This window comes from Leifsonia sp. RAF41 (assembly GCF_052114085.1).
Lineage (GTDB): Bacteria > Actinomycetota > Actinomycetes > Actinomycetales > Microbacteriaceae > Leifsonia.
Window position 1 is genome coordinate 703362 of record NZ_JBFREB010000001.1, and the last position, 21828, is coordinate 725189.

At 69.5% G+C, this 21828-nt stretch carries 16 protein-coding genes; 6 read left to right on the forward strand and 10 right to left on the reverse strand.

The window, feature by feature from the left end:
* Positions 1–44: 44 nt before the first annotated feature.
* Genes AB4Y74_RS03355 through AB4Y74_RS03370 form a run of 4 tightly spaced genes read right to left on the reverse strand, consistent with a single transcriptional unit; the run spans position 45 to position 4299 of the window.
* Positions 45–1166: a glycosyltransferase family 2 protein gene (locus AB4Y74_RS03355; RefSeq protein WP_441797700.1), complete on the reverse strand. Its 1122-nt coding sequence runs from the start codon at positions 1164–1166 to the stop codon at positions 45–47.
* An 8-nt stretch (positions 1167–1174) separates the two neighbouring features.
* Complete coding sequence (locus tag AB4Y74_RS03360) at positions 1175–3211, reverse strand: glycoside hydrolase family 99-like domain-containing protein (protein WP_441797701.1); 2037 nt, start codon at positions 3209–3211, stop codon at positions 1175–1177.
* A 20-nt stretch (positions 3212–3231) separates the two neighbouring features.
* Positions 3232–4056 (reverse strand): rhamnan synthesis F family protein, encoded by an 825-nt coding sequence (locus tag AB4Y74_RS03365; protein WP_441797702.1) that lies wholly within the window; start codon positions 4054–4056, stop codon positions 3232–3234.
* Between the two features lie 3 nt (positions 4057–4059).
* The gene (locus AB4Y74_RS03370) at positions 4060–4299 is read right to left on the reverse strand and encodes a hypothetical protein (RefSeq protein ID WP_441797703.1); all 240 of its coding nucleotides are present in this window, start codon (positions 4297–4299) and stop codon (positions 4060–4062) included.
* Positions 4300–4503: 204 nt separating this feature from the next.
* Between AB4Y74_RS03370 and AB4Y74_RS03375 the strand changes: the two genes are divergently transcribed.
* The 3 genes from AB4Y74_RS03375 to AB4Y74_RS03385 all read left to right on the forward strand — a co-directional run bounded on the left by AB4Y74_RS03375 (position 4504) and on the right by AB4Y74_RS03385 (position 10022).
* Entirely contained in the window at positions 4504–6501 is a 1998-nt protein-coding gene (locus AB4Y74_RS03375; protein WP_441797704.1) for a hypothetical protein, read from the forward strand.
* Between the two features lie 72 nt (positions 6502–6573).
* Positions 6574–9051, forward strand: coding sequence for a glycosyltransferase (locus tag AB4Y74_RS03380; protein ID WP_441797705.1), 2478 nt, complete (start codon positions 6574–6576; stop codon positions 9049–9051).
* Positions 9048–10022 carry a glycosyltransferase family 2 protein gene (locus AB4Y74_RS03385; protein ID WP_441797706.1) on the forward strand — a complete coding sequence of 325 codons (975 nt, stop codon included), beginning with the start codon at positions 9048–9050 and terminating at the stop codon, positions 10020–10022. Before AB4Y74_RS03380 ends, AB4Y74_RS03385 begins: the two co-directional genes overlap by 4 nt.
* Positions 10023–11428: 1406 nt before the next feature.
* On the opposite strand, the gene AB4Y74_RS03390 is transcribed toward AB4Y74_RS03385, so the two are convergent.
* Positions 11429–13063, reverse strand: coding sequence for a DUF2142 domain-containing protein (locus AB4Y74_RS03390; protein ID WP_441797707.1), 1635 nt, complete (start codon positions 13061–13063; stop codon positions 11429–11431).
* 68 nt (positions 13064–13131) lie between these two features.
* Positions 13132–14490 (reverse strand): lipopolysaccharide biosynthesis protein, encoded by a 1359-nt coding sequence (locus AB4Y74_RS03395; protein ID WP_441797708.1) that lies wholly within the window; start codon positions 14488–14490, stop codon positions 13132–13134.
* A 29-nt stretch (positions 14491–14519) separates the two neighbouring features.
* Between AB4Y74_RS03395 and AB4Y74_RS03400 the strand changes: the two genes are divergently transcribed.
* From AB4Y74_RS03400 to AB4Y74_RS03410, 3 genes are read left to right on the forward strand one after another with little or no spacing between them, the layout of a single operon-like run.
* A complete protein-coding gene (locus AB4Y74_RS03400) occupies positions 14520–15407 on the forward strand; it encodes a glycosyltransferase family 2 protein (protein WP_441797709.1) in 888 nt (295 codons plus the stop codon).
* Between the two features lie 51 nt (positions 15408–15458).
* Positions 15459–16196, forward strand: coding sequence for a glycosyltransferase family 2 protein (locus AB4Y74_RS03405; RefSeq protein WP_441797710.1), 738 nt, complete (start codon positions 15459–15461; stop codon positions 16194–16196).
* A complete protein-coding gene (locus AB4Y74_RS03410; RefSeq protein WP_441797711.1) occupies positions 16193–16600 on the forward strand; it encodes a DUF2304 domain-containing protein in 408 nt (135 codons plus the stop codon). The genes AB4Y74_RS03405 and AB4Y74_RS03410 overlap by 4 nt, the downstream gene beginning before the upstream one ends.
* A gap of 60 nt (positions 16601–16660) precedes the next feature.
* Here AB4Y74_RS03410 and AB4Y74_RS03415 read toward each other — a convergent pair whose 3' ends face one another.
* The 4 genes from AB4Y74_RS03415 to manA all read right to left on the reverse strand — a co-directional run bounded on the left by AB4Y74_RS03415 (position 16661) and on the right by manA (position 21804).
* Positions 16661–17950 (reverse strand): O-antigen ligase family protein, encoded by a 1290-nt coding sequence (locus AB4Y74_RS03415; protein ID WP_441797712.1) that lies wholly within the window; start codon positions 17948–17950, stop codon positions 16661–16663.
* Positions 17951–18012: 62 nt separating this feature from the next.
* Positions 18013–19167: an SGNH/GDSL hydrolase family protein gene (locus AB4Y74_RS03420; RefSeq protein WP_441797713.1), complete on the reverse strand. Its 1155-nt coding sequence runs from the start codon at positions 19165–19167 to the stop codon at positions 18013–18015.
* Positions 19168–19282: 115 nt separating this feature from the next.
* Positions 19283–20623 (reverse strand): O-antigen ligase family protein, encoded by a 1341-nt coding sequence (locus tag AB4Y74_RS03425; RefSeq protein ID WP_441797714.1) that lies wholly within the window; start codon positions 20621–20623, stop codon positions 19283–19285.
* Positions 20624–20637: 14 nt separating this feature from the next.
* Positions 20638–21804 (reverse strand): mannose-6-phosphate isomerase, class I, encoded by a 1167-nt coding sequence (manA, locus tag AB4Y74_RS03430; protein WP_441797715.1) that lies wholly within the window; start codon positions 21802–21804, stop codon positions 20638–20640.
* Between the last annotated feature and the right edge of the window lie 24 nt (positions 21805–21828).

Genomic DNA, 21828 nt, shown 5'->3' on the forward strand with positions numbered 1-21828 from the left:
TGAGCCCGGCCGTGCGGCGGCTGAGTGCCGGACGGCGCCCTCGTTCAGCCGCGGCGCAGCGTGCGGGAGACCTTGTCGGCCGCGCGGACGAGCTTGCGCGAGGCGTAGCGATCGGTGCGTGCGTCCGCCTCGCGGACCTCCTGCGTGAGCTCCGCGATGCGCTCCTGCAGGGAGTCGACGTGTGCGGCCATGTCGAAGATCATGTCGCGTTCGCGCACGCCCTGGCGCTCCAGCTCCCGGATACGCAGTTCCATCGCGCCGAGTTCGCGTCCGTAGGCGTACTCGGTAGCCACCTGCTCTTCGTCGATCGGTTCGTCCGGGACGGGCGACGGCCAGCGATCGGCGACGCGGCGCTCCTCGCGGAAAGCGCCACTGGCCAGGCCGTCCGCCAGCTCCTGCGCTGTCGGGTTGCGCACCAGGTAGGAACCGAGGAGGGTGCCGCCGAGCAGGCGCCGGTAGTCGCGCATACCGTGGTGGTTGGGGCTCGGCTTGAGTTCCGGGTTGTCCTCGTAGGCACGTCCGGCGTTCTCCACCTTGCGGGCGAATTGCTGCCACGAACGCCACGGGAAGTGGAGCACCTCGAGCTCGTATGCGTCGTCGGGCCGGCCCGAGCTCTCGATGTTCACGAAGTGGTTGCCCTGTGCGACCTCGATCGACGGGTCGCCGACGTGGACGGCATCCGGTGTCGCATGGGCATGCAGTCCGACCGCGTTGAGCTGCTCCGTGTCGCGTTCGTCGCGGTAGATCAGACGCTGGAGGCCGGTTCCGGCGCGTGCCGCCGGACCCGTCATGTCGGTGACCGGCACCGTGAAAGTCCGCACGGCGGGATCGATGTGCTCGAACGCCTGCTTGAGCGTCAGAGCGGGGTCGCGCGTGATCCAGAACTCGTCGGCGTCGGCGTTGATCACCCAGTCGGCTCCGTACCGGGTGGCCGCGTCGCGCGCCATGCCGGTGACCACGGCGCCCTGCTGCTTGCGCTGGACCGGGTCGTGCCGCAGGTCGATGAGTCCGCGCTCGGCGAACTCGCCGAGGATCTCGGCTGTGCCGTCGACCGAGCCGTTGTCGGTCACGATGAATACGTCGACACCCTGCTCGAGATGGTGCTCGATCATGGGCCGGATGATGTCCGCCTCGTCGCGAACCATCACCGTCATTGCCAGTTTCACGGGTTTCCTTAGCTGAGGAGCGCATCCCTCACGGCGAGCAGGAACGTCCGGCCGAAGCGCTGCGACGGCTCGAGCACAGCGGACTCCGCCCACTCGTTCCACGCGTTCACGAAGACGATGCGGTGTTCGGGTTCACGGTCGGCGACAGCGGAAATGGCGGAGTTCAACCACCGCCGGAACGTGTATGGATTGGAACCATACCAGAGGTCCGGACGCCACTGACGGCGGGCCGTGTTGTCGAAATTGACCATGACGCCGGGGTAGCGCCGGGGGTCGACGGGCTCGCGCAGAACCAGCTCGGAGTGCCGGGCCATCTCGGTGTAGCTCATGATGTGTCCGTCGAATCGCGAGTCGAGTTCGTCGAGGTCGTTCCGGTCGATGAGACTCCACCGGCGGTTGTGCGGCGCGAACTCCAGGAACGCGTCGATGTCGTACGACCCCAGGTCGCCGTCGACGCCGTCCAGCTCGCGGCCGACATCCACCGTGACGATGTGCAGGCCCGGCAGGCCCTCCTCGGCCGCACGCCTTCGCCAGTGGCTGAGCGTGCCCCGGATATCAGGCAGCTGCGCGATCTTGTAAACCGCGATCAGCGGCTTGCCGTCGACGCGGATGTAGCGCGGGTCGAGCAGTAGGTGCATGACGTCGTCGATGAACTGCTCGGCGGGGACCTCGTCGTAGTCCTGGGCGATCAGGATGCTCGACTCACTGCCATCCCAGCGGCGGGACCAGTTCTCGTTGGCCCACATCAGGCAGAACGGCTGGTCGCCGTCGGCCGCGTGCAGGCGCTCAACGGGCATGTCCATCAGCTTCTTGCCCGAGAACCAGTAGTAGTAGTACATGAAGCCTTCGAGCCCCGCCGACCGGGCGAGCTCGTACTGGCGATCGCGGACGCCCTCCACCGACAGGTCGTAGAAGCCCAGTTCGGAGGGCAGGAACGGCTGGTTGTGACCCTCGAACACCGGGCGCGCCGCTGTCACGTTCGACCACTCGGTGAAGCCAGGACCCCACCACTGGTCGTTCTCGGGGAACGTGTGGAACTGCGGCAGGTAGAAGGGGACGACGCGTGCGCGCGGGACGCGGTCGGCGTCCTGCTGGTAGCGGCGCCAGGACTCGGCGTCGGTCGTCTCGAGCGAGGTCCGGCCCGCGATCCGGTAGCCCGCCTCGGTCGTGACCAGCCCGAGCGCCCGCTCGACCGCGTGCGCCGTGGTGCCGTCGACCTGGCCGGCCTCCGGCTCGAAGTCTTCGGCATCCATCGCGAAGGCGCGCAGCCCCTGCAGCAGGAAACCGCGGATCCAGTAGACCGAACCGGACGCGAAGCGCAGGTCGTGCTCGCTGACCTCCAGCTGGAGTCGCCGCATCAGTTCGCGGGTGCGCACCAGGTCGCCGCCCCAGAACTCCGTGCCGACGATGTCCGCGTCGGCCGTGACGATCCCGACGCTCGGGTCCTCCGCGAACGCGCCGAGCACAGCCTCCACGTTCTCGGGGGAGCCGAGCACGGTGGAGTACAGGGAGTCGCGCCAGGCGTCTCCCGTGCCCGAGAGCTCCGTGTGCTCCGCGCGCCAGGTGCTCTTCTTGGTGTGGATCTTGAGCACGAGCTCGTACGGATCGAGCAGCCCGGCGTTGACCACCTCGACGAGGGGGAGGATGTCGCGCCCGTGGTTGGCGACGGGCAGCACGGCGACGTGGCCGACCAGCGGGATGCCGTGCAGCGGCAGTTCCAGCTCTTCACCGCTCGCGTTGGTGACGATCAGGTCGAACGGCACCGGGATGTTCGCGAGCTGCTTGCACAGTTCGGGGACCAGGTCCGTATAGAAGACGTGCATCAGCACCGCGACCCGGGCGGGCGCGGGCGGGAACTCGTAGAGCGACGACCAGGCGTCCGGGAGGGTCGGGCGCAGCTTGCCGGAGAGGCGGTCGACCCAGGCGGCATGCTCGGCGGGATGCCGTTCCGGGGGAAGGATCGGTTCGTGCGGTGCGATCCCGCTCGCGGCGATCTGGAACACGGCGCTGACGTTCCGGCGGATCCGTTTTCCACGCGAGACCACGGGTTCTCCTTCCTGGCCGCTCACAGCCACTCGGCGACCTCGGCGCCGAACCGCTCGCGGATGACTTCGGGGGCGAGTCGTGCATCGAGCACGACCGCGGGCTCGCGGAGGACCTCGCGCTTCACGAATGGGAAGCCGAGGTCGACCAGCCGGCGCCAGCCGTTCACGACCGGGTTGTCGGCGGGCGACACCACGCGTTCCGAGGCGAACCAGGCACTCGTGGTGAGGCCCTCCGCGCTGAGCAGGTTGCTGAGGCCGACTTCGTAATCGCCGATGATGCGGCCCTTGTCTTCGAGGTGGTGAACGTTCCTCCAGAACTGGCGGACCGCCGGGTCGGCGAGGATCCCGTCGCGGAAGCCCAGCAGGTAGCTCTGCAGATGCGGAACGATCTGCCGGGTGTTCGTCGCGCCCCACACATTCGCGCCGGTCGACTCGAGCGATGCCACCATCTCGTCGAGCGGGGCGAACGGGCCGGCCATCGAGTCGTTGACGAGGATGACATTGCGGCGCTTCGCGATGGACGGGAACCGGTCGAGTCCGACAGTCCAGGAGCCGAAGTCGTAGCCGATGTTCGGCTTGCGCACGACGATGGTGGACTCGGGGGGCGCGCTGGGCCACCGCAACGGCGTCGGGTCGTCCGACGCGCGGACCAGGACGGACGGATAACCGGCGGCGTCGAGGGAGCTGACGAGTGCGGCGAGGGAACGGCTCACCCGCGCGTCCGGGGCCCAGCTGGCGACGATCGCCGCTCGGTCGCCGGCGGGAAGCCGTGCTGGACCGCGTTCGATCGTCACCGCGCCGCGGACAAGGTCGAGGACGCGCTGAGACGCGCGTTGACGGGCCACGACTCAGCCCCGACGGCGCGCGAGCATACGCAGCGGCTTGGTGACGCGCCAGGAGAGCGAGGCCCGCATGGCCGTCACCTGCTTCCGGTATCGCTCGGACTGCTCCTCCGCAGCGGCCACCTGCCGGCGGAGGTCGTCGATCAGGGGGGCGCTGCCGGCCAGTTCCGCGCGGAGGGCGCGGATCTCCCGCCGAGCGGCGGCCAGCTCGTCGTCCGTGGTCGGACGGGAAGTGGTGGAAGCCATGGTTGACATCTTACGAGGGCATCCGCAGCTGACCCTCGAAAAGGGGCGTTCCCGTCTGACGACGGGCGGCGCGGGTACGCGGAAAGTCGCTGGGCCTGCCCTAACCTGTGGGTGGATGTGCCTGCCGACCTGGTGCATCCGGGCCCGCCGGCACGTTGCAGACGACGCTCGCCGGTCGCCCCCGCCAACCAGGGAACCCACATCATGAAGCGAGTCCTCTCCGCCCTTGGGGCGCTGCTGCTCGCCGTCGGCGTGCTCGTGCCCGTGACGCAGCTGCTGCCGGCGGAGCCCGCGCAGGCTGCCGCCGGCGGCGACTTCCAGCCGGGCTACATCATCAGCGACGACAACTTCTATGCGCGTGACGCCATGACGGCCTCCCAGATCCAGTCGTTCCTGAACGCCCGGGTCCCGAGCTGCCAGTCGGGTTACACCTGCCTGAAGAGCTACGGCCAGAGCACGTACAGCCGCGCTGCCGATGCGATGTGCACCGCCTACACCGGCTCGGGATCGGAATCGGCCGCCCAGATCATCTTCAAAGTCCAGCAGGCGTGCAGTATCAGCGCGAAGGTCATCCTGACCACGCTCGAGAAGGAGCAGGGGCTGGTGACGTCGACCTCCCCGACGTCCGGTCGCTACCAGATAGCGATGGGGTACGCCTGCCCGGACACCGCGCCCTGCGCGGCCGAGTACTTCGGGTTCTACAACCAGGTCTACAAGGCCGCGTGGCAGCTCAAGCGCTACGGCAACCCCGCGGGCACGAGCGCCTTCTTCACCTGGATCCCCGTCGGTGGCACCCCCACCATCCAGTACAGCCCCAACGCCGCCTGCGGTGGAGCCCCCGTGCGAATCCAGAACGCCGCAACGGCCGCTCTCTACTACTACACGCCGTACCAGCCGAACGCTGCGGCCCTCGCGAACCTGTACGGGACGGGCGACGGCTGCTCCTCGTACGGCAACCGCAACTTCTTCCGCATGTACACCGACTGGTTCGGGTCGCCGACGGCTCCCCGCTACGGCGCGTTCGACAGCGCGACCGGGATCTACAAGGGCATCCAGGTCAGCGGATGGTCGTACGACCCGTCGAAGACCGCATCCGGTTACGTCTGGATCAACGTCGACGGCCAGGGCGGCCCGGCGTCGGCCAACAAGCCGCTCAGCTGGTTCAACACGATGTTCCCCGGCTTCGGGCCGAACCACGGCTACGCCGAGACGATCGCCGCCACCCCCGGCCCGCACCAGGTGTGCGTCTACGCCATGCTCGCGTCGAGCAGCCCGTTGCTGGGCTGCAAGGACGTGACCGTGCCTTACGGGGCGGGGAACCTCGATGCGGCGACCGGAACGTGGGGCGGTGTGAAGCTCACCGGATGGTCGGTCGACTTCGGTACGACCGCTCCGTCGTACATCTGGGTCAACGTCGACGGTCAGGGTGGCCCGTTCAAGGCCGGCAATGCCACCTCCTGGCTGAACACCTACTACCCGGGATCGGGCACGGCGCACGGCTTCGATGTCGTGGCGCCGGCGACGCCGGGGGCCCATCGCATCGACGTCTACGGCATGTACGGCAATCAAAGCCCTCTGATCGCGTCGACCACCGTGACCGTGCCGCGGGGCACCGGGTCGTTCGACGCCGCGACCCCGGTGCCGGGCGGCGTGCAGGTCTCGGGCTGGTCTGCCGACTACTCGTCCCCGAACCAGTCCTATGTCTGGGTGAACGTGGATGGCCAGGGCGGCTTCTACAAGACGAACAAGAACCTGACCTGGTTGCCGGGGTACCTTCCCGGGATCGGGCAGGGGAGTGGGTTCGACCTCTACGTCACGGCCCCGAAGGGCACGCACCAGTTCTGCGTGTATGGGGTGGGCGGCACACAACTGCTCGGCTGCAAGACCGCGACGGTCACGAAGTCCGACGACGGCTCGTTCGACGGCGCCGACGCCGTCCCCGGGGGCATCCGCGTACACGGCTGGGCGGTCGACCTCACACAGCGCAGCGTTCCGTCGTATGTCTGGATCGACGTCGACGGCTCGGGCAGCCCGGCCAAGGCCTCCGTTCCCCTCACCTGGTTCGACGGGCTCTACCCGGGATCGGGGCAGGCGCACGGCTACGACGTGACGATCCCGCGTCCGCCGGGCACTTACAACGTCTGTGTGACGACGATGTCCGCGCTGACGCCGTTGGGCTGCCGCGCCGTCACCGTGCGCTGAGGTCACGCGCGGAACGGCCGCGGAGGGCCCGATTGATAGGATCGGTTTCCGCAAGCCAACAGGAAGGGCTCCATGCCGAACCTCCGTCCCGGCGTCGTCTCCGTCGTGCTCGTCAACTTCCGCGGAACCGACGACACGCTGCTGGCCATCCGTCACCTCCGTGAACAGGACTGGCCCGCCGAGCGCCTCGAGATCGTCGTCGTCGAGAACGGCTCCGGCGACGACAGCCTCGAGAGGTTGCGCGCGATCGAGGGGATCACGCTGGTCGTGTCGAAGAAGAATCTCGGCTTCGCGGGCGGCTGCAACCTCGGCGTGAAGTCGTCCTCCGGCGAGTTCGTGGCTTTCCTGAACAACGACGCACGTCCGGATGCCCGCTGGATCGCCGCTGCGGTGGAGCGGTTCGGCGAGAGCAGCGCGATCGGCGCCGTTGCCAGCAAGGTGCTCGACTGGGACGGCGAGCTGGTCGACTACGTCGGCTCAGCCCTCACCTGGTTCGGCCAGGGCTACAAGCCGCTGACCGCGCAGCCGGTCCCGGCGTCCGCCGATATCCCAGCCGACGTCCTGTTCGGAACGGGGTCCGCCATGTTCGTGCGCCGGAGCGTGTACGACGCGCTCGGCGGCTTCGACGAGCGCTACTTCATGTTCTTCGAGGATGTGGACCTCGGCTGGCGCCTCAACCTCCGCGGCTGGCGCTACGTCTACGAGCCGAAGTCGCTGGCGTACCACAAGCACCACGCGTCGATGAGCGCGTTCGGGCAGTTCAAAGAGACGTACCTGCTGGAGCGCAACGCGCTCTACACGCAGTACAAGAACTTGGGCGACGAGGCCCTCGCCGACGCGCTGCCCGCCACGCTGGCGCTCGCCGTTCGCCGTGCCGTCGCCAAGGGCGGCCTCGACTCCGACTCCTTCGACCTCCGCAAGGGGATCGACGACGCGCCGACCCAGGAGGTGTCGCGCGAGACGCTCGCCGGCGTCTTCGCGATCGACCAGTTCGTCGAGAATCTGCCGTCGCTGGTCGAGTCCCGCCGCGAGATCCAGGCCACCCGGGTGGTCTCGGATGCGCGGCTCTGGTCGCTGTTCGGCGAGACGGACGCGCCGTCCTTCCAGAACGACCACTACCTGGAGGGCTACGACAAGCTGGCCACCGCGTTCCCGGTGACGGAGTCGCCCCAGGTCACGCGCGTCCTCATCATCACCGGCGACCCGATCGGCGAGAAGATGGCCGGCCCGGCCATCCGCGCCTGGCATATGGCCGAGGCGCTCTCGGCCTCGAACGAGGTCACCCTCGTGTCGCTGGCCGGGGTGGAACCGGTGTCCGCGCCGTTCCGCGTCGAGCACGTGCGGCCGGGCGACGACCGCGCCATGCGCCCGTTCGAGCGCGAAGCCGATGTGATCGTGTTCCAGGGCCTCGCGATGGCACTGTTCGACAGCATCCGCACGACCGACAAGATCATCGTGGCCGACATCTACGACCCGATGCATCTGGAGCAGCTGGAGCAAGGACGCGAGCTCGGCGCCGCCCAGTGGAAGAAGCAGGTCGGCGATGCGACGGACGTGCTCAACGAGCAGCTGGAGCGTGGCGACTTCTTCCTGTGCGCGTCGGAGCGGCAGCGGCACTTCTACCTCGGGCAGCTGGCCGCCCTCGGGCGCATCAACCCCTCCGTGTACGAGTCCGACCCGGATCTCGAGCACCTGATCGACGTGGTCCCGTTCGGCCTGTCGAGCACGCCCCCACGCCACGAGCGCGAGGTGCTCAAGGGCGTTCGTCCGGGCATCGGCGTGGACGACAAGGTGCTGCTCTGGAGCGGTGGCCTCTACAACTGGTTCGATCCGGCCTCGCTGATTCGGGCGGTCGCGGCGCTGACCGAGACGCACCCGGATGTGCGGCTCTTCTTCCAGGGGACCAAGCACCCGCATCCCGGGGTCCCCGAGATGGGCATCGTCGCCGAGTCGCGGTCGCTCGCTCGCGAACTGGGCGTGCTCGACTCCGCGGTGTTCTTCAACGACTCCTGGGTCGACTACGCCGACCGGCAGAACTTCCTCACCGAGGCGGATGCCGGCGTGAGCACCCACTTCGCGCACATCGAGACGACGTTCTCGTTCCGGACGCGCATCCTGGACTACCTCTGGGCCGAACTGCCCATGGTCGTCACCGAGGGCGATCACTTCGCCGAGCTGGTGCGTGACGAGAAGCTGGGCATCGTCGTCCCGTCCGGAGACGTGGCCGCGCTGCGCGACGCACTGGAGAAGGTGCTCTACGACGAGGCCTTCGCGGCGTCGGCCAAGCGCAACATCCGCCGCGTCCGCCAGCGCTACTTCTGGGAGAACGTGCTGCGGCCGCTGACCGCGTTCGTGGCCGACGCCCGCCACGCGCCCGACCTGGTGGAGAGCGGCACCGTGCGCTCGGCCCGCCCGGTCGGCGGCCGCCCCGCGCGCCGGAAGAAGCACGGCGTCCGCCACGACGTCGGGCTGTTCTTCCACTACATGAGCAACGGCGGCCCGAAGGTCGTCGCCAAGAAGATCACGAGCCGGATCAAGCGGACGCTGTGACCGGGCCGACCGTCTCGGTCGCGCTGTGCACGTACAACGGCGCGCCGTTCGTCGACGCCCAGCTGCGGTCCATCCGGTCGCAGACGCGCCCGCCGGCGGAGATCGTCGTCTCGGATGACGGGTCGGCCGACACGACGGTCGCTGTCGCCGAGACGGTGCTCGCCGGCTTCCCGCAGGCGCGGGTGATCCGGAACGAGCGTCCGCTCGGCGTGGTCCGCAACTTCCAGCAGGCGGTGACCGCCACGCACGGCGACCTGATCGCTCTGAGCGACCAGGACGACCTCTGGCTGCCCGAGAAGCTCGAACGGATGGCGGCGCGCTTCGCCGACGATCCGGGGCTGCTCTTCCTGCACACCGACGCCCGCCTGATCGACGGCGTCGGCCGGCCCGCCGGGGGAACGGTGTTCGCGTCCCTGGAGGTCAGTCAGGCGGACCGCGACGCCGTGCACGCGGGGGATGCGTTCCGCGTCTACCTGCGCCGCAACCTGGCGACCGGCGCGACCGTGGTCTTCCGGCGGTCGCTGCTGGAGGCGGCCCTGCCGTTCCCGGACGAATGGGTGCACGACGAGTGGCTCGCGATCATCGCGGCAGCGCTGTCCGGCGCGGACCTGCTGGAGGAACCGCTCACCGAGTACCGCCGGCACGGCTCGAACCAGATCGGCGTCGCCGACCCGACACTGCGCGGCAAGGTGGCGCGCGTGCTGCAGGCGCGCGGTGACCGCAATCGGGGGCTCGCCCGTCGCGCTGCGGTGCTGGTGGAGCGGCTGGAATCGCTCGGCGACCGCATCCCTGCCGCGACGCTGGAGTCGGCGCGGCGCAAACAGGCGTTCGAGGCGGAGCGCGCTGCGATGCCTGCGACGCGGGCGTTGCGGCTTCCGTCTATCGTGCGATTGGCCGTTCGCCGTGACTACGAGCGGTTCGCCAGCCGCGGCCGGGCAGACATTCTCCGCGACCTGCTGCAGCCCGCGTAAACGGCCAGCGGCGCCGGGAGCGCCCGAGACCCGTTGATACGATTGCCGGGCGGTCGATCGCCGCAGCCGCGGGGGCCGACACCGTCCGCGCGCACATCGATGGGAGGGCGGAGCCGGTGGCTGCCACACAGAGTCTCGCGTCGCGCCTTCTGCGGGTGCTGAGGGGGGTCGTCGCTCCGGTGCTCATCCTCGTCGTGGCGAGCGCTGGATTCGTCGGCTGGCAGACCTCGCACTCTCGCGCTCTCTCTCCTTACGACGAGTACGTCTACGTCGACTACCTAGCCAAGGTGCCCACCGAGGGCGTGGTCCGTACGGGGGAGGAGACCGGCGACATCGCCCGGCAGGCGCTCGCGTGCTTAGGCGTGCAGTGGTACACCATCAAGGTTCAGCCGTGCCGCGGCACCGACTTCTCGGACGACAAGATCTACCCGTACGCCGGCCACACCGGCGCCGACATCTACACCCCGGTCTACTTCGCGGTCACCTGGGCTCTGGCCCAGCCGCTGACCTGGGCCGGGCTCGACCTCGTCGACGCCGGCCGACTCGTGGGGGCGTTCTGGCTTGCCCTCGGCACGGTCGGGGTCTGGCTGCTGGTGCGGCTGTTGCGGATCGACCCGCTCTACGGGTTGGCGCTCGGGCTGCTGGTGATCGCCACCCCGGCGGTGTACTGGTCGACCACGTACATCAGTACGGACGCGCCGTCGCTCGCCGCCGGCGCCTGGGTGGGATGCCTCGGGGTCTGGGCGTGGATGCGCCGGCGAGCCGCGCTCGTCCTGCTCCCGCTCGCCGCGATCCTCGTCGTGCTGATCAAGGTCCAGAACCTGGCAGCGGTCGGGGCGGTGGGCCTCGCGCTCCTTGTCGGGGTGATCGTGGAGAGGTCCACCCCCGATCGGCCGCTGCGCTCCAACCGTTTCGCCCGGATCTTCACCGATGGGCGCTCGCTCTCCGCCATTGCGGCTGTGGTGCTCGCGCTGTGCGCGCAGGTCGCCTGGCTGGCCTATCGGTCCGCGATCAAGTTGCCCGGGACCACCCCGGGTGTCGACACCGTCCGGCAGCCCCTCTCGCTCCACGCGCTCGTGACCGAGTCGTTCCGGTTCCTGACCAGCGTCGGCGGTCCCGTCGACGGTTCCGGAGCGCTCGGGTTCGCGGTGTCGAGCCTGCTGGTGCTGCTGACCATCGGATCCCTCGTCGGGTTGGTCGTCGGTTTCCGGGTCTGGGGGGTCAGAGGCCTCGTCATCGCCGGCGCGCTGCTGCTCGTCGCTCTGCTGCTCGGCCCGGCGCTCGCGTTCTTCACCCGGCTGACCGTGGGCTACTACACGCCGCTCAGCGACCGTTACGGACTATCGCTGCTCGGCCTGTTCCTGGCAGTCATCGCGCTCTACCTGTTCACCGCACTCGGCGGGCGGTCAGGCCTCGGGGCCGTCGGCGCCCTGGGGCGCGTAGACGGGGACGACGCGACGCTGCCCGACCGGGACATCGCGTCCGCGCGGCCACGTGGCCACAGCCAGGAGGACTCCGGCAGCCAGAAGAAGGAGAGCGCTGGCGGCCAGCCAGAGCAGGTTCCCACCCGGAGCTGACCACGGGGCGCCCCCGAAGAGGAAGAGCTTCAGGGTGCCGTTGCCGCCGACGGAGTAGCGGCGCAGCGTGGCCTCGAATGCCCACCACTGGGCGCCCACCGCGACCACAGTCACCAGCAGGATCAGGCGGCGCATCGTGGTCGGTGCCATCCGGTCTGCGCGTGAGCCGAGCAGTGCGGCCGCGCCGACGATCAGGCAGAGGAAGAGCGGCAGGTTGTAGCGTCCCTGCCAGATGAGACCGCCGCCGTGGATGTAGACGGCCTGCACTAGGGCCGGGAGCAGCAGGAACGCGGCCAGGACGATCGCGAACGCGAGAAGCTTGCGGCCGCGCAGCACCAGCAGGGCCGCCAGGACGAGAGCCGCGATCCCGGCGCCGTAGGCGTAGATGACGACGTCCGGCGCGGGGGTGTCCAGCCAGCCGAACAGCCCGACGAGTCCCTGGCCGTAGCCGACCGTTCCCGTCAGCACGCGCAGGAATCCGGTCAGCGGCGACGCCCCGACACCGGGGAAGTGGAGCGCGTCCTCTGGCTTCACGATGGCGTTGGCGAGGGAGTTCGACCCGAGCGTCCAGGCCAGCGCGCCGATCACGAACAGGGCGGAGACGGCCATGGCGATGAGGGTGGCCGGTCGGCGCAGCAGCGAGAGCAGTCGCTTGCGCTCGATGAGCACGAGCGGCGCGCCGAGCGCGACGACGAGCCACAGTGGTGAGAGCCCGCGAGCGTTCACCCCGACGGCGACACCGGCTGCCACGATCGTGAGGTCCGCCCGTAGCCGGACCGAGGTGCGGTCGAGCGCGATCGACAGCATCCCGACGAAGACGGCCAGTGTTGCCGCCGCCTCCAGGCTGTTCGGGTTCACGGTGCCGCCGAGGAACAGCACCATCGGCGTGATCGCGAGCGCATACGACAGCATGGCCAGCCGGCGGAACGGCAGGGTGGTGGTGACGGCGAACGCGAGCGCCAGGAAGAGCGCGGTGAGGAGGGCGCTCACGGCACGCATTGCGAAGATGCCCGACGTGTCGTGGATGACCAGCGTCGGCCAGCCGACGGCGAGGTAGTAGAGCGGGTTGTAGAGGCCCGCCGTCGTGGTCGACTTCGTGTCGGCCCCCGGGTCGCTCGGCTCGGCGATGCCGCAGTCGGCGTCGACGGCGGGGTGGAACGCGAAGCAGGTGACCGCCTGCGACCGCGCGATGTACGCGGGCACCGTCACGATGTTGCCGTCGGGGGAGGGCTGTCCGACCCACTCGCCGCGCACGACGCTGGCGGCCCGAACGATGTGAGCCGGTTCGTCGGGGGAGCCGGAGATCGGGGTGGCGAAGCTCCAGCACAGGCAGAGCGCACTGAGCAGGGCCCAGGCGATCAGGAACGCCCGTACGGGGAAGCGAGTGCTCCGGACGGTGGCGGGATGGTCGTTCACAGGGCTCGTCTCATCGAGGCCGACGGCTCGTCGCTGCAGGAGCGTCATTGCATCGCCGAAAGCACAGGTTGCACACAAACACCCTAGGGGATTCGCAGTTCGGCAGGCGTCACGATCTAGGCGTGGGGGCGTCTTTGTGGTAGCAACCGCATCCCCACCAGGTGAACCACCAAGCCGACCGCGGGGCCGACCGCGAGGGCGAGCGCGGCGCGCTCCGGCAGCGGCAAGGGCAGGAACAGCAGTGCCAGTGTGACGACCGAAGCGGCGACCCATCCAACCGCGTAGAGGCCATGCAGGTTGCGCGCCAGCACCGCGGAACCGCTCACGAACAGCGCGCCGATGAGCCCCGAGGAGGCGATCAAGGCGACCAGGATGCCCGCGCTGAGGTCGAACTGCTCGCCGAAGACGAAGTGCATCACCGGCTCCCCGAACAGCCAGGCCGCGCCGCACAGCACCAGGATGACGGCGGCGATGCCGGCGAGCAGGATCGCGACCGTGCGCCCGGTGCGCTCCGGGTGGTGGGAGAACCGGCTCACCAGGAAGCTGGAGAGCGCGGTCAAGGGAACCAGGATCGGCGCCCGCGTGAGCGTGACCGCGAGGACGAGAGACCCGAGGGCGGCATGGTTGTCCGGGCCGGCGAAGAACGACAAGACCAACGGGAAGCCGTTGATGAGGACGGCGGTCGCCGATGCCGCCAGCATCGTGCGTCCCGTGTTGGCGATCAGCCGCCGGACGCCGAGGTTCACTCGCGCGTTCTCCACCAGGGCGCGCGGTGCGCTGAGGAACACGATCGCGAGCGACACCGGGAACGGCAGGATGACCGCGATCGCCAGGGGAACGATGTCGTGCGTCACGCTCAGCACCCCGACGACGCCTACGACACGCAGGATGCCGTCCAGCGCGACGATGGCGGCGAGCTGGCGCCACATCCCGGCCCCGGCCATGACCCCGGAGGCGGCGGCGACCAGGCAGTTCAGCGCTGCCCCGAGCGCGACGAACCAGGCCAGGCCGGCGTTCGCGGCCCCCAGGCTCGGGACCGCCCAGAGCACACTGGTGGCGATGACGACCACGCCGACGGTGAGCGCCGCCACCGCGGAGAAGATCCAGAGGGAGGTGGTGCGCTGGGTGGCTGCCGCATCCGTCCCGCGCGTAGAGACGGTCTGCGCCGTCGCGCGCGTCGACTCCTGCTGCAGTCCGAAGAGAACCCCGACGACGAGGAACAGCGCCGACCAGAACACGGAGAACACGCCGTACCCCGCTGCGCCCGCCTCCGTGTAGACCCGCCACGTGACGACATAGCCCGCGACCCCGGCGATCACCGTCGCGCCGAGAATGAGCGCCACCGAGTTCCGTGCCGACCGCGGCGCCCCGGGCTCCTCGATATCGGGGATGGGCTCGTTCAGCGGTTCGAAGGCGGTGATGGGTGACTCCCCGGGTCGCGTGAAAGGATGGACGGCGGCCGCGGAGCGCGGCACGCCCACTTTATGACGAAAGCCTGGACGCAGTGACGATCGACATCATGATGCCGTTCTACGGCGATCCGGGGCTGTTCCGGGCGGCCGTGGAGAGCGTGCTGGCGCAGTCCGACGGTGACTGGCGGCTCGTGGTGATCGACGACGTCTACCCGGACACAGCTCCGGGGGAGTGGGTGTCCTCGCTAGACGACCCGCGCATCCACTACGTCCGGAACGAGTCGAATCTCGGGGTCAGCGGCAACTTCAGCAAGTCGGTCGAGCTGGTCGCCGCCGAGTACTTCGTGCTGATGGGCTGCGACGACCTGATGGAGACGGAGTACGTCGCCTCGATGCGGAGCGCGATCGACGCGCATCCCGGAGCGTCGTACCTGCAGCCCGCGGTGACGGTCATCGACGACGACGGCTCGGCCGCCCTGCCGCTCGCCGACAGGGTGAAGGCCTGGTACCGCCCGAACCGTTCGGAGGCGACCGCGATGAGCGGGCAGGAACTGGCGGTCAGCCTGCTGCGCGGCAACTGGACCTACTTCCCCTCGATCTGCTGGCGCACCGAGACCGTGCGCCGGCACGGCTTCGACCCGGCGTTCGACGTGGTGCTCGACCTGGCGCTTCAGCTCGACATCGTTCTCGACGGCGGTGACCTCGTGCTCCTCCCGGAGCACACCTTCCGCTACCGCCGGCACGCGGGGAGCGTGTCCTCCTGGACCGCGCAGGACGGCACCCGTTTCGACGAGGAGCGTGCGTTCTTCCTCGACGTGAAGCGCCGCCTGCGAGAGCGCGGCTGGAGGCGCGCCGCACGGGTCGCTTCCGCCCATGTGTCCAGTCGGCTCAACGCCGTCACCCGGCTTCCCTCCGCCCTCGCCAAGCGCGACGGTTCGGGCGTCGGCGCCCTCCTGCGCCACGTCGTCCGCGGCTGGTGACGTGCGTCCTGACGGCGTTTCCGACACCCTCGACTGCTAGAATCCCGGATCATGCCCACCTCGCTCGCACAGACTCTCATCGTCGTGCCCGCTTTCAACGAGGAGGCCGCCGTCGGGGCCGTCGTGCGTGAGATTGCCGCCACCCTGCCGGGCGTCAGCGTCCTCGTCGTCGACGACGGGTCGTCCGACACCACCAGCGTCGTCGCCGCCGAGGCCGGCGCGGAGGTCGCCCGGCTCCCGTTCAACATGGGCGTCGGCGGAGCCATGCGCTTCGGCTTCAAGTACGCGCTGGAGCACGGCTTCAACAATGTCATCCAGATCGACGCGGATGGCCAGCACGACCCGTCGAACGTCCCGGCACTGCTCGCCGCACTCGAGGGCGCCGACCTCGTGATCGGGGCCCGCTTCGCCGGTGCGGGCGACTACACGGTCCGCGGTCCGCGCAAGTGGGCGATGCGGATGCTCTCCCGCACGCTCAGCCGCACCGCCGGCACGCAGCTCAGCGACACCACGTCCGGCTTCAAGGCCAGCGGACCCCGCGCCGTCGCCCTGTTCGCCAGCAACTATCCGGCCGAGTACCTCGGTGACACCATCGAGGCGCTCGTGATCGCCGCTCGCGCCGGCTGCCGCATCGTGCAGGTGCCGGTCGTCATGCGCCCCCGCGCCGCCGGGGTGCCGTCGCACAACCCGATCAAGGCCGCCACCTACCTGGGCCGGGCCTTCCTGGCCCTCGGCTTCGCCTTGTTCCGCCCGATCGCCCCCGCCGAGAGGCAGCTGAACCCCTCGTGAGCCTCACCGCCTACATCCTCGGCATCCTCGCCGCCCTCCTGACCCTCGGTCTGGTCATCGAGATGATGCGCCGCAAGCGGATGCGCGAACGTCACGCCATCTGGTGGCTCCTCGCGGGAACGCTGGCGCTCGTGATCGGCGTCTTCCCGGGCATCCTGAACTGGGCGGCCGGACTCTTCGGGGTCGGCGCTCCGACCAACCTGGTGTTCTTCGTGAGCATCGCCGTGCTGTTCCTGGTCTGCATCCAGGCCAGTTCCGAGCTGACCACGCTGGAGGACAAGACGCGTTCGCTCGCCGAGCACACCGTCCTGCTGCAGCTGCGTGTGGAAGAGCTCGAGCGCCGACTCGGCGCGAACGGCGGAGACCGATCGGCCGACACCGGAAGCGTGCCGCCCGCCGCCTGACCTTTCGGGCCGCGTGGCTTTTCGGGTCGCTGGCCTTTCTGGCCGCCTGACCTCCGCGGGTCAGCTCGCGTCGCGGTGCGGTAGCCGGAGCCGCCAGCTCATCCCCTGCGACGCCTTGACCGTGCAGATCACCAGGAGCATCCATCCGGACTCGAACAGGATCGAGCTCTCGAACACGCTCGTGACCAGCAGCGCGACGAGCACGAGCGGGGCCCAGGCGTAGACGACGCTGCGACGGTTGGAGGCGAGAAGCCAGGAGCGGCCGAACGCCAAGGCGATGAGGGCCACGAACAGCAACAGCCCGATGATCCCGACCTGCAGGTAGACGTCGAGATACGCGTTCAGGCCGTTCGAGTGGTAGACCCCAGTGGCCGACTGGATGGCCGTGAACGGGTAGAGATCGGTCGGCCACGAGCCCACCCAGCCCCAGCCGACGGTCTGCTGAACGGGAATGAGCTCCCAGATCTGGATCCACAGCTGGTAGCGCACCTGGAAATCGGCCCGCGCGTTCAGCAGATCGATCACCCTGGTGCGGTAGATGTACGCCGCGACCAGCACCGCGACGGTCAGGATGGCGAGTCCCCACTGGAAGTACGGCCGCTGCTGCGCGGGAGCCTTGCGCATGAGGTAGAGCGCGAGCGTTGCGAGTCCGACGACGACGGAGACCGCCGCGATCACGGGGGAGTGGGCGAGCAGGATGCACAGGCCGGCGAGCGTGATCGAGTACGCCGCGACCGGCGGCCGGACGGAGCGGGTGCGCAACTCGACGAGGAACGTGACGAACGCGATCAGAGCGACGATACTCAACTGGTTGCGGGTGCCGAACAGCCCCTGGATCGGACCGCCGAGGGCGATGTTGCCCTGGATGCCCAGGAAGCGCATCGGGGAGTCGAGCAGCAGCCCGCTCAGAACCTCGAGCGACAGCGAGAGCGTGAGCAGGAAGCGGAGCGCGTCGCCGACCACGCGCACGATCTGGATGGCGTCTCGGACCAGCGCGATGTAGACGGCGATGAACGCGAAGATCAGCTGGTAGATGACCGCGCCCAAGGTTGCCCACTGGTACTGGCTCCACAGGAGGGAGAGCGCACACCATCCGACGAAGGTCAGCGCCGATATGGGCAGGAGTCCGTGCCATTCGATGAGGCGCCACTGCGCCGCGAACGACACGGCCGCGAGGGCGACCAGCACGGCGAGGGCGCCGATGAGGCCCGGCCAGCCGATCAGAGCGCGGATGGCGTGCGTCGAGAATCCGGTGACCACGGCCAGGAAAGCGAGCGTGGAGGTGAAGCGGGCGGAGCCCAGGAACTCGGTGACCGCGGGGGGCACCAGGGTCCGACGGGGCGTTGCCATATGAGGCATCTTAGAGGGCGGGGCGCCGGGCGGACGCAGCGGCCCCCGCCCGGCGCCGCCGGTCACACGGAGCGTCGGCGCCGACGAGCCATCAGCGCCGCCGACCCCGTGACGAGCGCGAGCAGACCGATGACGGTGGCGGACGCGACGTCCGTTCCGGTGGCCGCCAGCTCTCCCGTCGGTCCCGTGGCCGACGCGATCGCGGACGAGTCCGCGCCGACGGGCGTTGCGGGAGGTGTCTGGCCGGCTGTGGGACCAGCGGCCGTCTCCGGGAATGCTTCGTCGATCGCCGCGGACAGCTGCGCTGTCAAGAACGAGGCTCCGGCCGCGTTGGGGTGCATCGCGCCCTCGGCAAGGGTCGGAGGGGTCAGGGACCGGAGGGTCACACCGTTCAGATACGGCTCAGGGCTCCCCGTGCAGGGAGAGTGGGTATCGGATGCTTCAAGCACCGACACGAAGGTGGCGCCGTTCCGCGCGGCAGACGCTCGCTGGGCCGCGTCGAGCTGGGCGCTCAGCCCCGCGAAGTACGAACGATCGACCTCGGTGAAGGGGAACGCGTTCTGCGGGAGCGGCGGCACTCCGGTGCCGAGCGCTGAGCTGAAGCAGCCCGCGGCCGGAACCGCGGCGTCACTCGGCGCGAGCGCCGGGTAGCCGAGAACGATGATGGCCGCGTCCGGCGCCTTCTGGCGGATCGCCGCCAGCATCCCGTCCAGAGCCGGCTCGACGACGCCCTGGATGGCGCCGCCCAGCTGTGAGCCGTACTGCGCGGCGCAGTTCGCGGCCGTGGGGTCCTGGAGCAGGGGGCCGGCGGGGCTCGCCGCGACGCACGACGACAGCACGGACGAGAACCTGCTGTCGTTCCCGCCGATCGTCACCGTGACGAGCGTCGTATCGTTCGTGACGGCGTCGAGCTGGACAGGCACTGTCGCACCGGCGACAGTCTGCGGAGACGACACCACATTGGCGATGGTGGCGCCGGTGCAGCTGACATCGCTCAGATCGAGGCCATAGGTCGCCGCGATCCGGTGTGCGATGCTGTCCGCCGACTGCAGGCAGCCGGGTGCGGGCGTCGCGGCGTAGGGCGGCAGTCCGTAGCCGGCGGCATACGAGTCCCCGAGCGCGACATAGCGCTTTCCTGACAGCTGCTCGCTCGCCGTCGCTCCGGTCGACGTCACTGCGCTCGCGGCAGAACCCGCGATGGCCACGGATCCCACCATCGCTGTGATTGTCACTACTGCGGCCAGTACCGCTCGACGTTTCGAAAATGACACGCTTCGTCTCCTTCGTGACCGCGACGCGGCCTCGTAGGGGTAGACGAAGACGTTTACGGATTCATGACGCGACAGGGTCGAAACGCTTGGTCGATATCGCCAGCGCCACGAGGAGCGCCCACCCGCCCTCGATGAGGAGCCGGCTCTCGGCGAAGCTCTGCGCGATCAGCGCGGCGAGCAGCAGGAGCGGAAGGAGGGTCGTCGCGCTGTATGCGCGGTCGTCCGCGATGCCGGCGCGCGGGCGGTCCACCGCGAGGAACCACGACCGGCCGAAGGTCGACAGCACGAGCAGGATGAACACCACGAGCCCGACGATGCCGAGCTGCAGCCAGACGTCGAGCCAGGCATTGTGCGCCTGCAGGTACTCCACACCGTTGCGGGTGGCGAGTCCGTCGAACGGCTTGACCCAGGGCGCCCAGTAGCTCACCCATCCCCAGCCGAAGACCGGCCGCTGCTGCGCCAGCCCGATGACCTTGTCCCAGATGTCGAGCCGGCCGGTGAGGTCTTCGCTCTTGCCGAACAGTGCGGGGATCCGGGACGCGAAGACGGAAACGAGCGCGATGACGGCGGCCACGGCGACGATCGCGACGACGTACACGGGAGTCCGCCGTCGGGGGCCGACCCGGCGCGTCCACAGTGCGAAGCCGAGGACCACCAGCGTGGCGAGGGTGGCCGCGATGACGGTGGCGGAGCGGGTCAGCACGAGGGTGAGCACGGCGATCACCAGCCAGGTCGCCGCCGATCCGCGCCGGATGGTCCGGTCGGCGAACTGGATGCCGAACACGATGATTGCCAGCAGGGCGATCATCGCCAGGAGGTTGCTGTTGCCGACGATTCCCTGGAGCGGCCCTCCGTGGAACAGCAGCCCACGGCTCCAGTAGAAGGCTTGCGGCAGCGGACCGGACGGCACAGCCTCGGCCGGCGTGAGCGGCAGCACCGGCTGGCGGACGAAGACCGCCACGACGAACTCGAAGAGCAGCGAGAGCCCGAGGATCCAGCGGAATGCGGAGGAGAGGGCGCTGAGCAGTCCCGCCCAGCCGAGCCGCAGCCCCAGGAACAGCCCCGCGAGGGTGGTCGCCAGCTGGGCGACCACGCCGAGCGCGCTCGCCCCCGGATAGGCCGACCATGCGATCGACACGATCGCGAGCGCCAGGAAGAGGACGAGTGTCTTCGGGGTCTTCCGCCAGCGGAACGCGGGCCGCGCCCGAACGAGGAGCAGGGCGCTGCCCACGGCCAGCACCGCGGCCAGGACGAAGTATCCCGGCCAGCTGATGAGGTTGCGCCAGAATTCACCGGCGAACAACGTGAACAGGACGACCGTGGCGAAGACAGCCTCGCCGGTCCCGGTCGACGATTGGGCAGCGCGGACGCGCTCTTTCAGCGCGGGAAGCGGGCTCGTCACTCCCGCAGAATAGCTCACCGGTTCGGCGTCGCGACGAAGAGCGTGCCCGGTCCGGACGCGACCGAGAGGGTGCCCTCGTCGGCGGTCACGAGCGCGGCCTCGCCGCGCGTCAGCACCAGCGAATCGGTGGCGCCGGTCAGTTCCACCGTCCCCTCGGTGCACAGCGCGATGGCCGTCCCGGGGAGCGACAGTTCGGCGAAGGTCACATCGCCACCGAGCTCGATGCGCGACAGCTGGAAGTCGGGCACGTCGGGCCGGAAGACCTCGACACCGTCCGCCGGGTGCTCGGGCGCGAGAGGGGTCGCTCGGATGGGCGAGAAGTCGAGCACCGAGACCAGTTCGGGGACGTCGATCCGCTTCCGGGTGAGCCCGCCGCGAAGCACGTTGTCCGACGCCGCCATCAGCTCGATACCGAGTCCCCGAAGGTACGCATGGATGTTGCCCGCCGGCAGGTAGAGCACCTGACCGGGTCGCAGGGTCGCCCGGTTGAGGAGCAGCGCGAGGACGATCCCCGGGTCGCCGGGGAACGCGTCGTCGAGCATCCTCACGGTGTCGGCATCCCGATCATCCGGCAGTGCACGAGCCGCCGCGACGACCTCGGCCACCAGCAGGTCGACATCGCCGTCTTCGCCGAGCAGCCACTCCGTGGCGCGGCGCAGCACCGTTCCCGGCTCGCCGTCGAGGGTGCGCGCGAATCCGGACAGCACCGCGCCTCCCGGGCCGGCGGCGGCGAGCCGCTCCAGGGCGGCCCGGCTCTCGGCCGGGTCGCGGAAGCCGCATAGTGCCTCGAACGGGTCGCTGAGCGCGAAGATCAGCTCCGGCTTGTGGAACGGGTCCTTGTAGTTGCGGTCGGGCGAGTCCGCGGCGAGCCCCGCCGCGTTCTCCCGCTCGAAGCCGGCGCGCGCCTGCTCAGGGGAGGGATGCGCCTGCAGCGAGAGCGGCCCGTCGGCCGCGAGCACCTTGAGCAGGTAGGGCAGGTCGCTGGTGCGCTCCCACTCGGCGAGGTTCGCCGCGCCGTCCGCGAGAGTGGGGTCGAGCACGCGAGCGGGGGAACCGGGATGCGCTCCCAGCCACAGTTCGGCCTCCGGCCCTCCGCTCGGCTCGGTCCCGAGCAGGGCGGCGATCGCCGTCGTGGAACCCCAGGCGTAGTCGCGCGGAGTGTTGCCGATGCGCACAAACATGCGTCCTCATCCCTTTTGTCGCTT

Excerpts from the sequence above, each read along its gene's own strand:
- AB4Y74_RS03390 (WP_441797707.1), bottom strand. The coding sequence starts at position 13,063 with ATGACGCTCCTGCAGCGACGAGCCGTCGGCCTCGATGAGACGAGCCCT.
- AB4Y74_RS03380 (WP_441797705.1), top strand. The coding sequence starts at position 6,574 with ATGCCGAACCTCCGTCCCGGCGTCGTCTCCGTCGTGCTCGTCAACTTC.
- AB4Y74_RS03405 (WP_441797710.1), top strand. The coding sequence starts at position 15,459 with ATGCCCACCTCGCTCGCACAGACTCTCATCGTCGTGCCCGCTTTCAAC.
- AB4Y74_RS03415 (WP_441797712.1), bottom strand. The coding sequence starts at position 17,950 with ATGGCAACGCCCCGTCGGACCCTGGTGCCCCCCGCGGTCACCGAGTTC.
- AB4Y74_RS03370 (WP_441797703.1), bottom strand. The coding sequence starts at position 4,299 with ATGGCTTCCACCACTTCCCGTCCGACCACGGACGACGAGCTGGCCGCC.
- manA (WP_441797715.1), bottom strand. The coding sequence starts at position 21,804 with ATGTTTGTGCGCATCGGCAACACTCCGCGCGACTACGCCTGGGGTTCC.
- AB4Y74_RS03375 (WP_441797704.1), top strand. The coding sequence starts at position 4,504 with ATGAAGCGAGTCCTCTCCGCCCTTGGGGCGCTGCTGCTCGCCGTCGGC.
- AB4Y74_RS03420 (WP_441797713.1), bottom strand. The coding sequence starts at position 19,167 with ATGGTGGGATCCGTGGCCATCGCGGGTTCTGCCGCGAGCGCAGTGACG.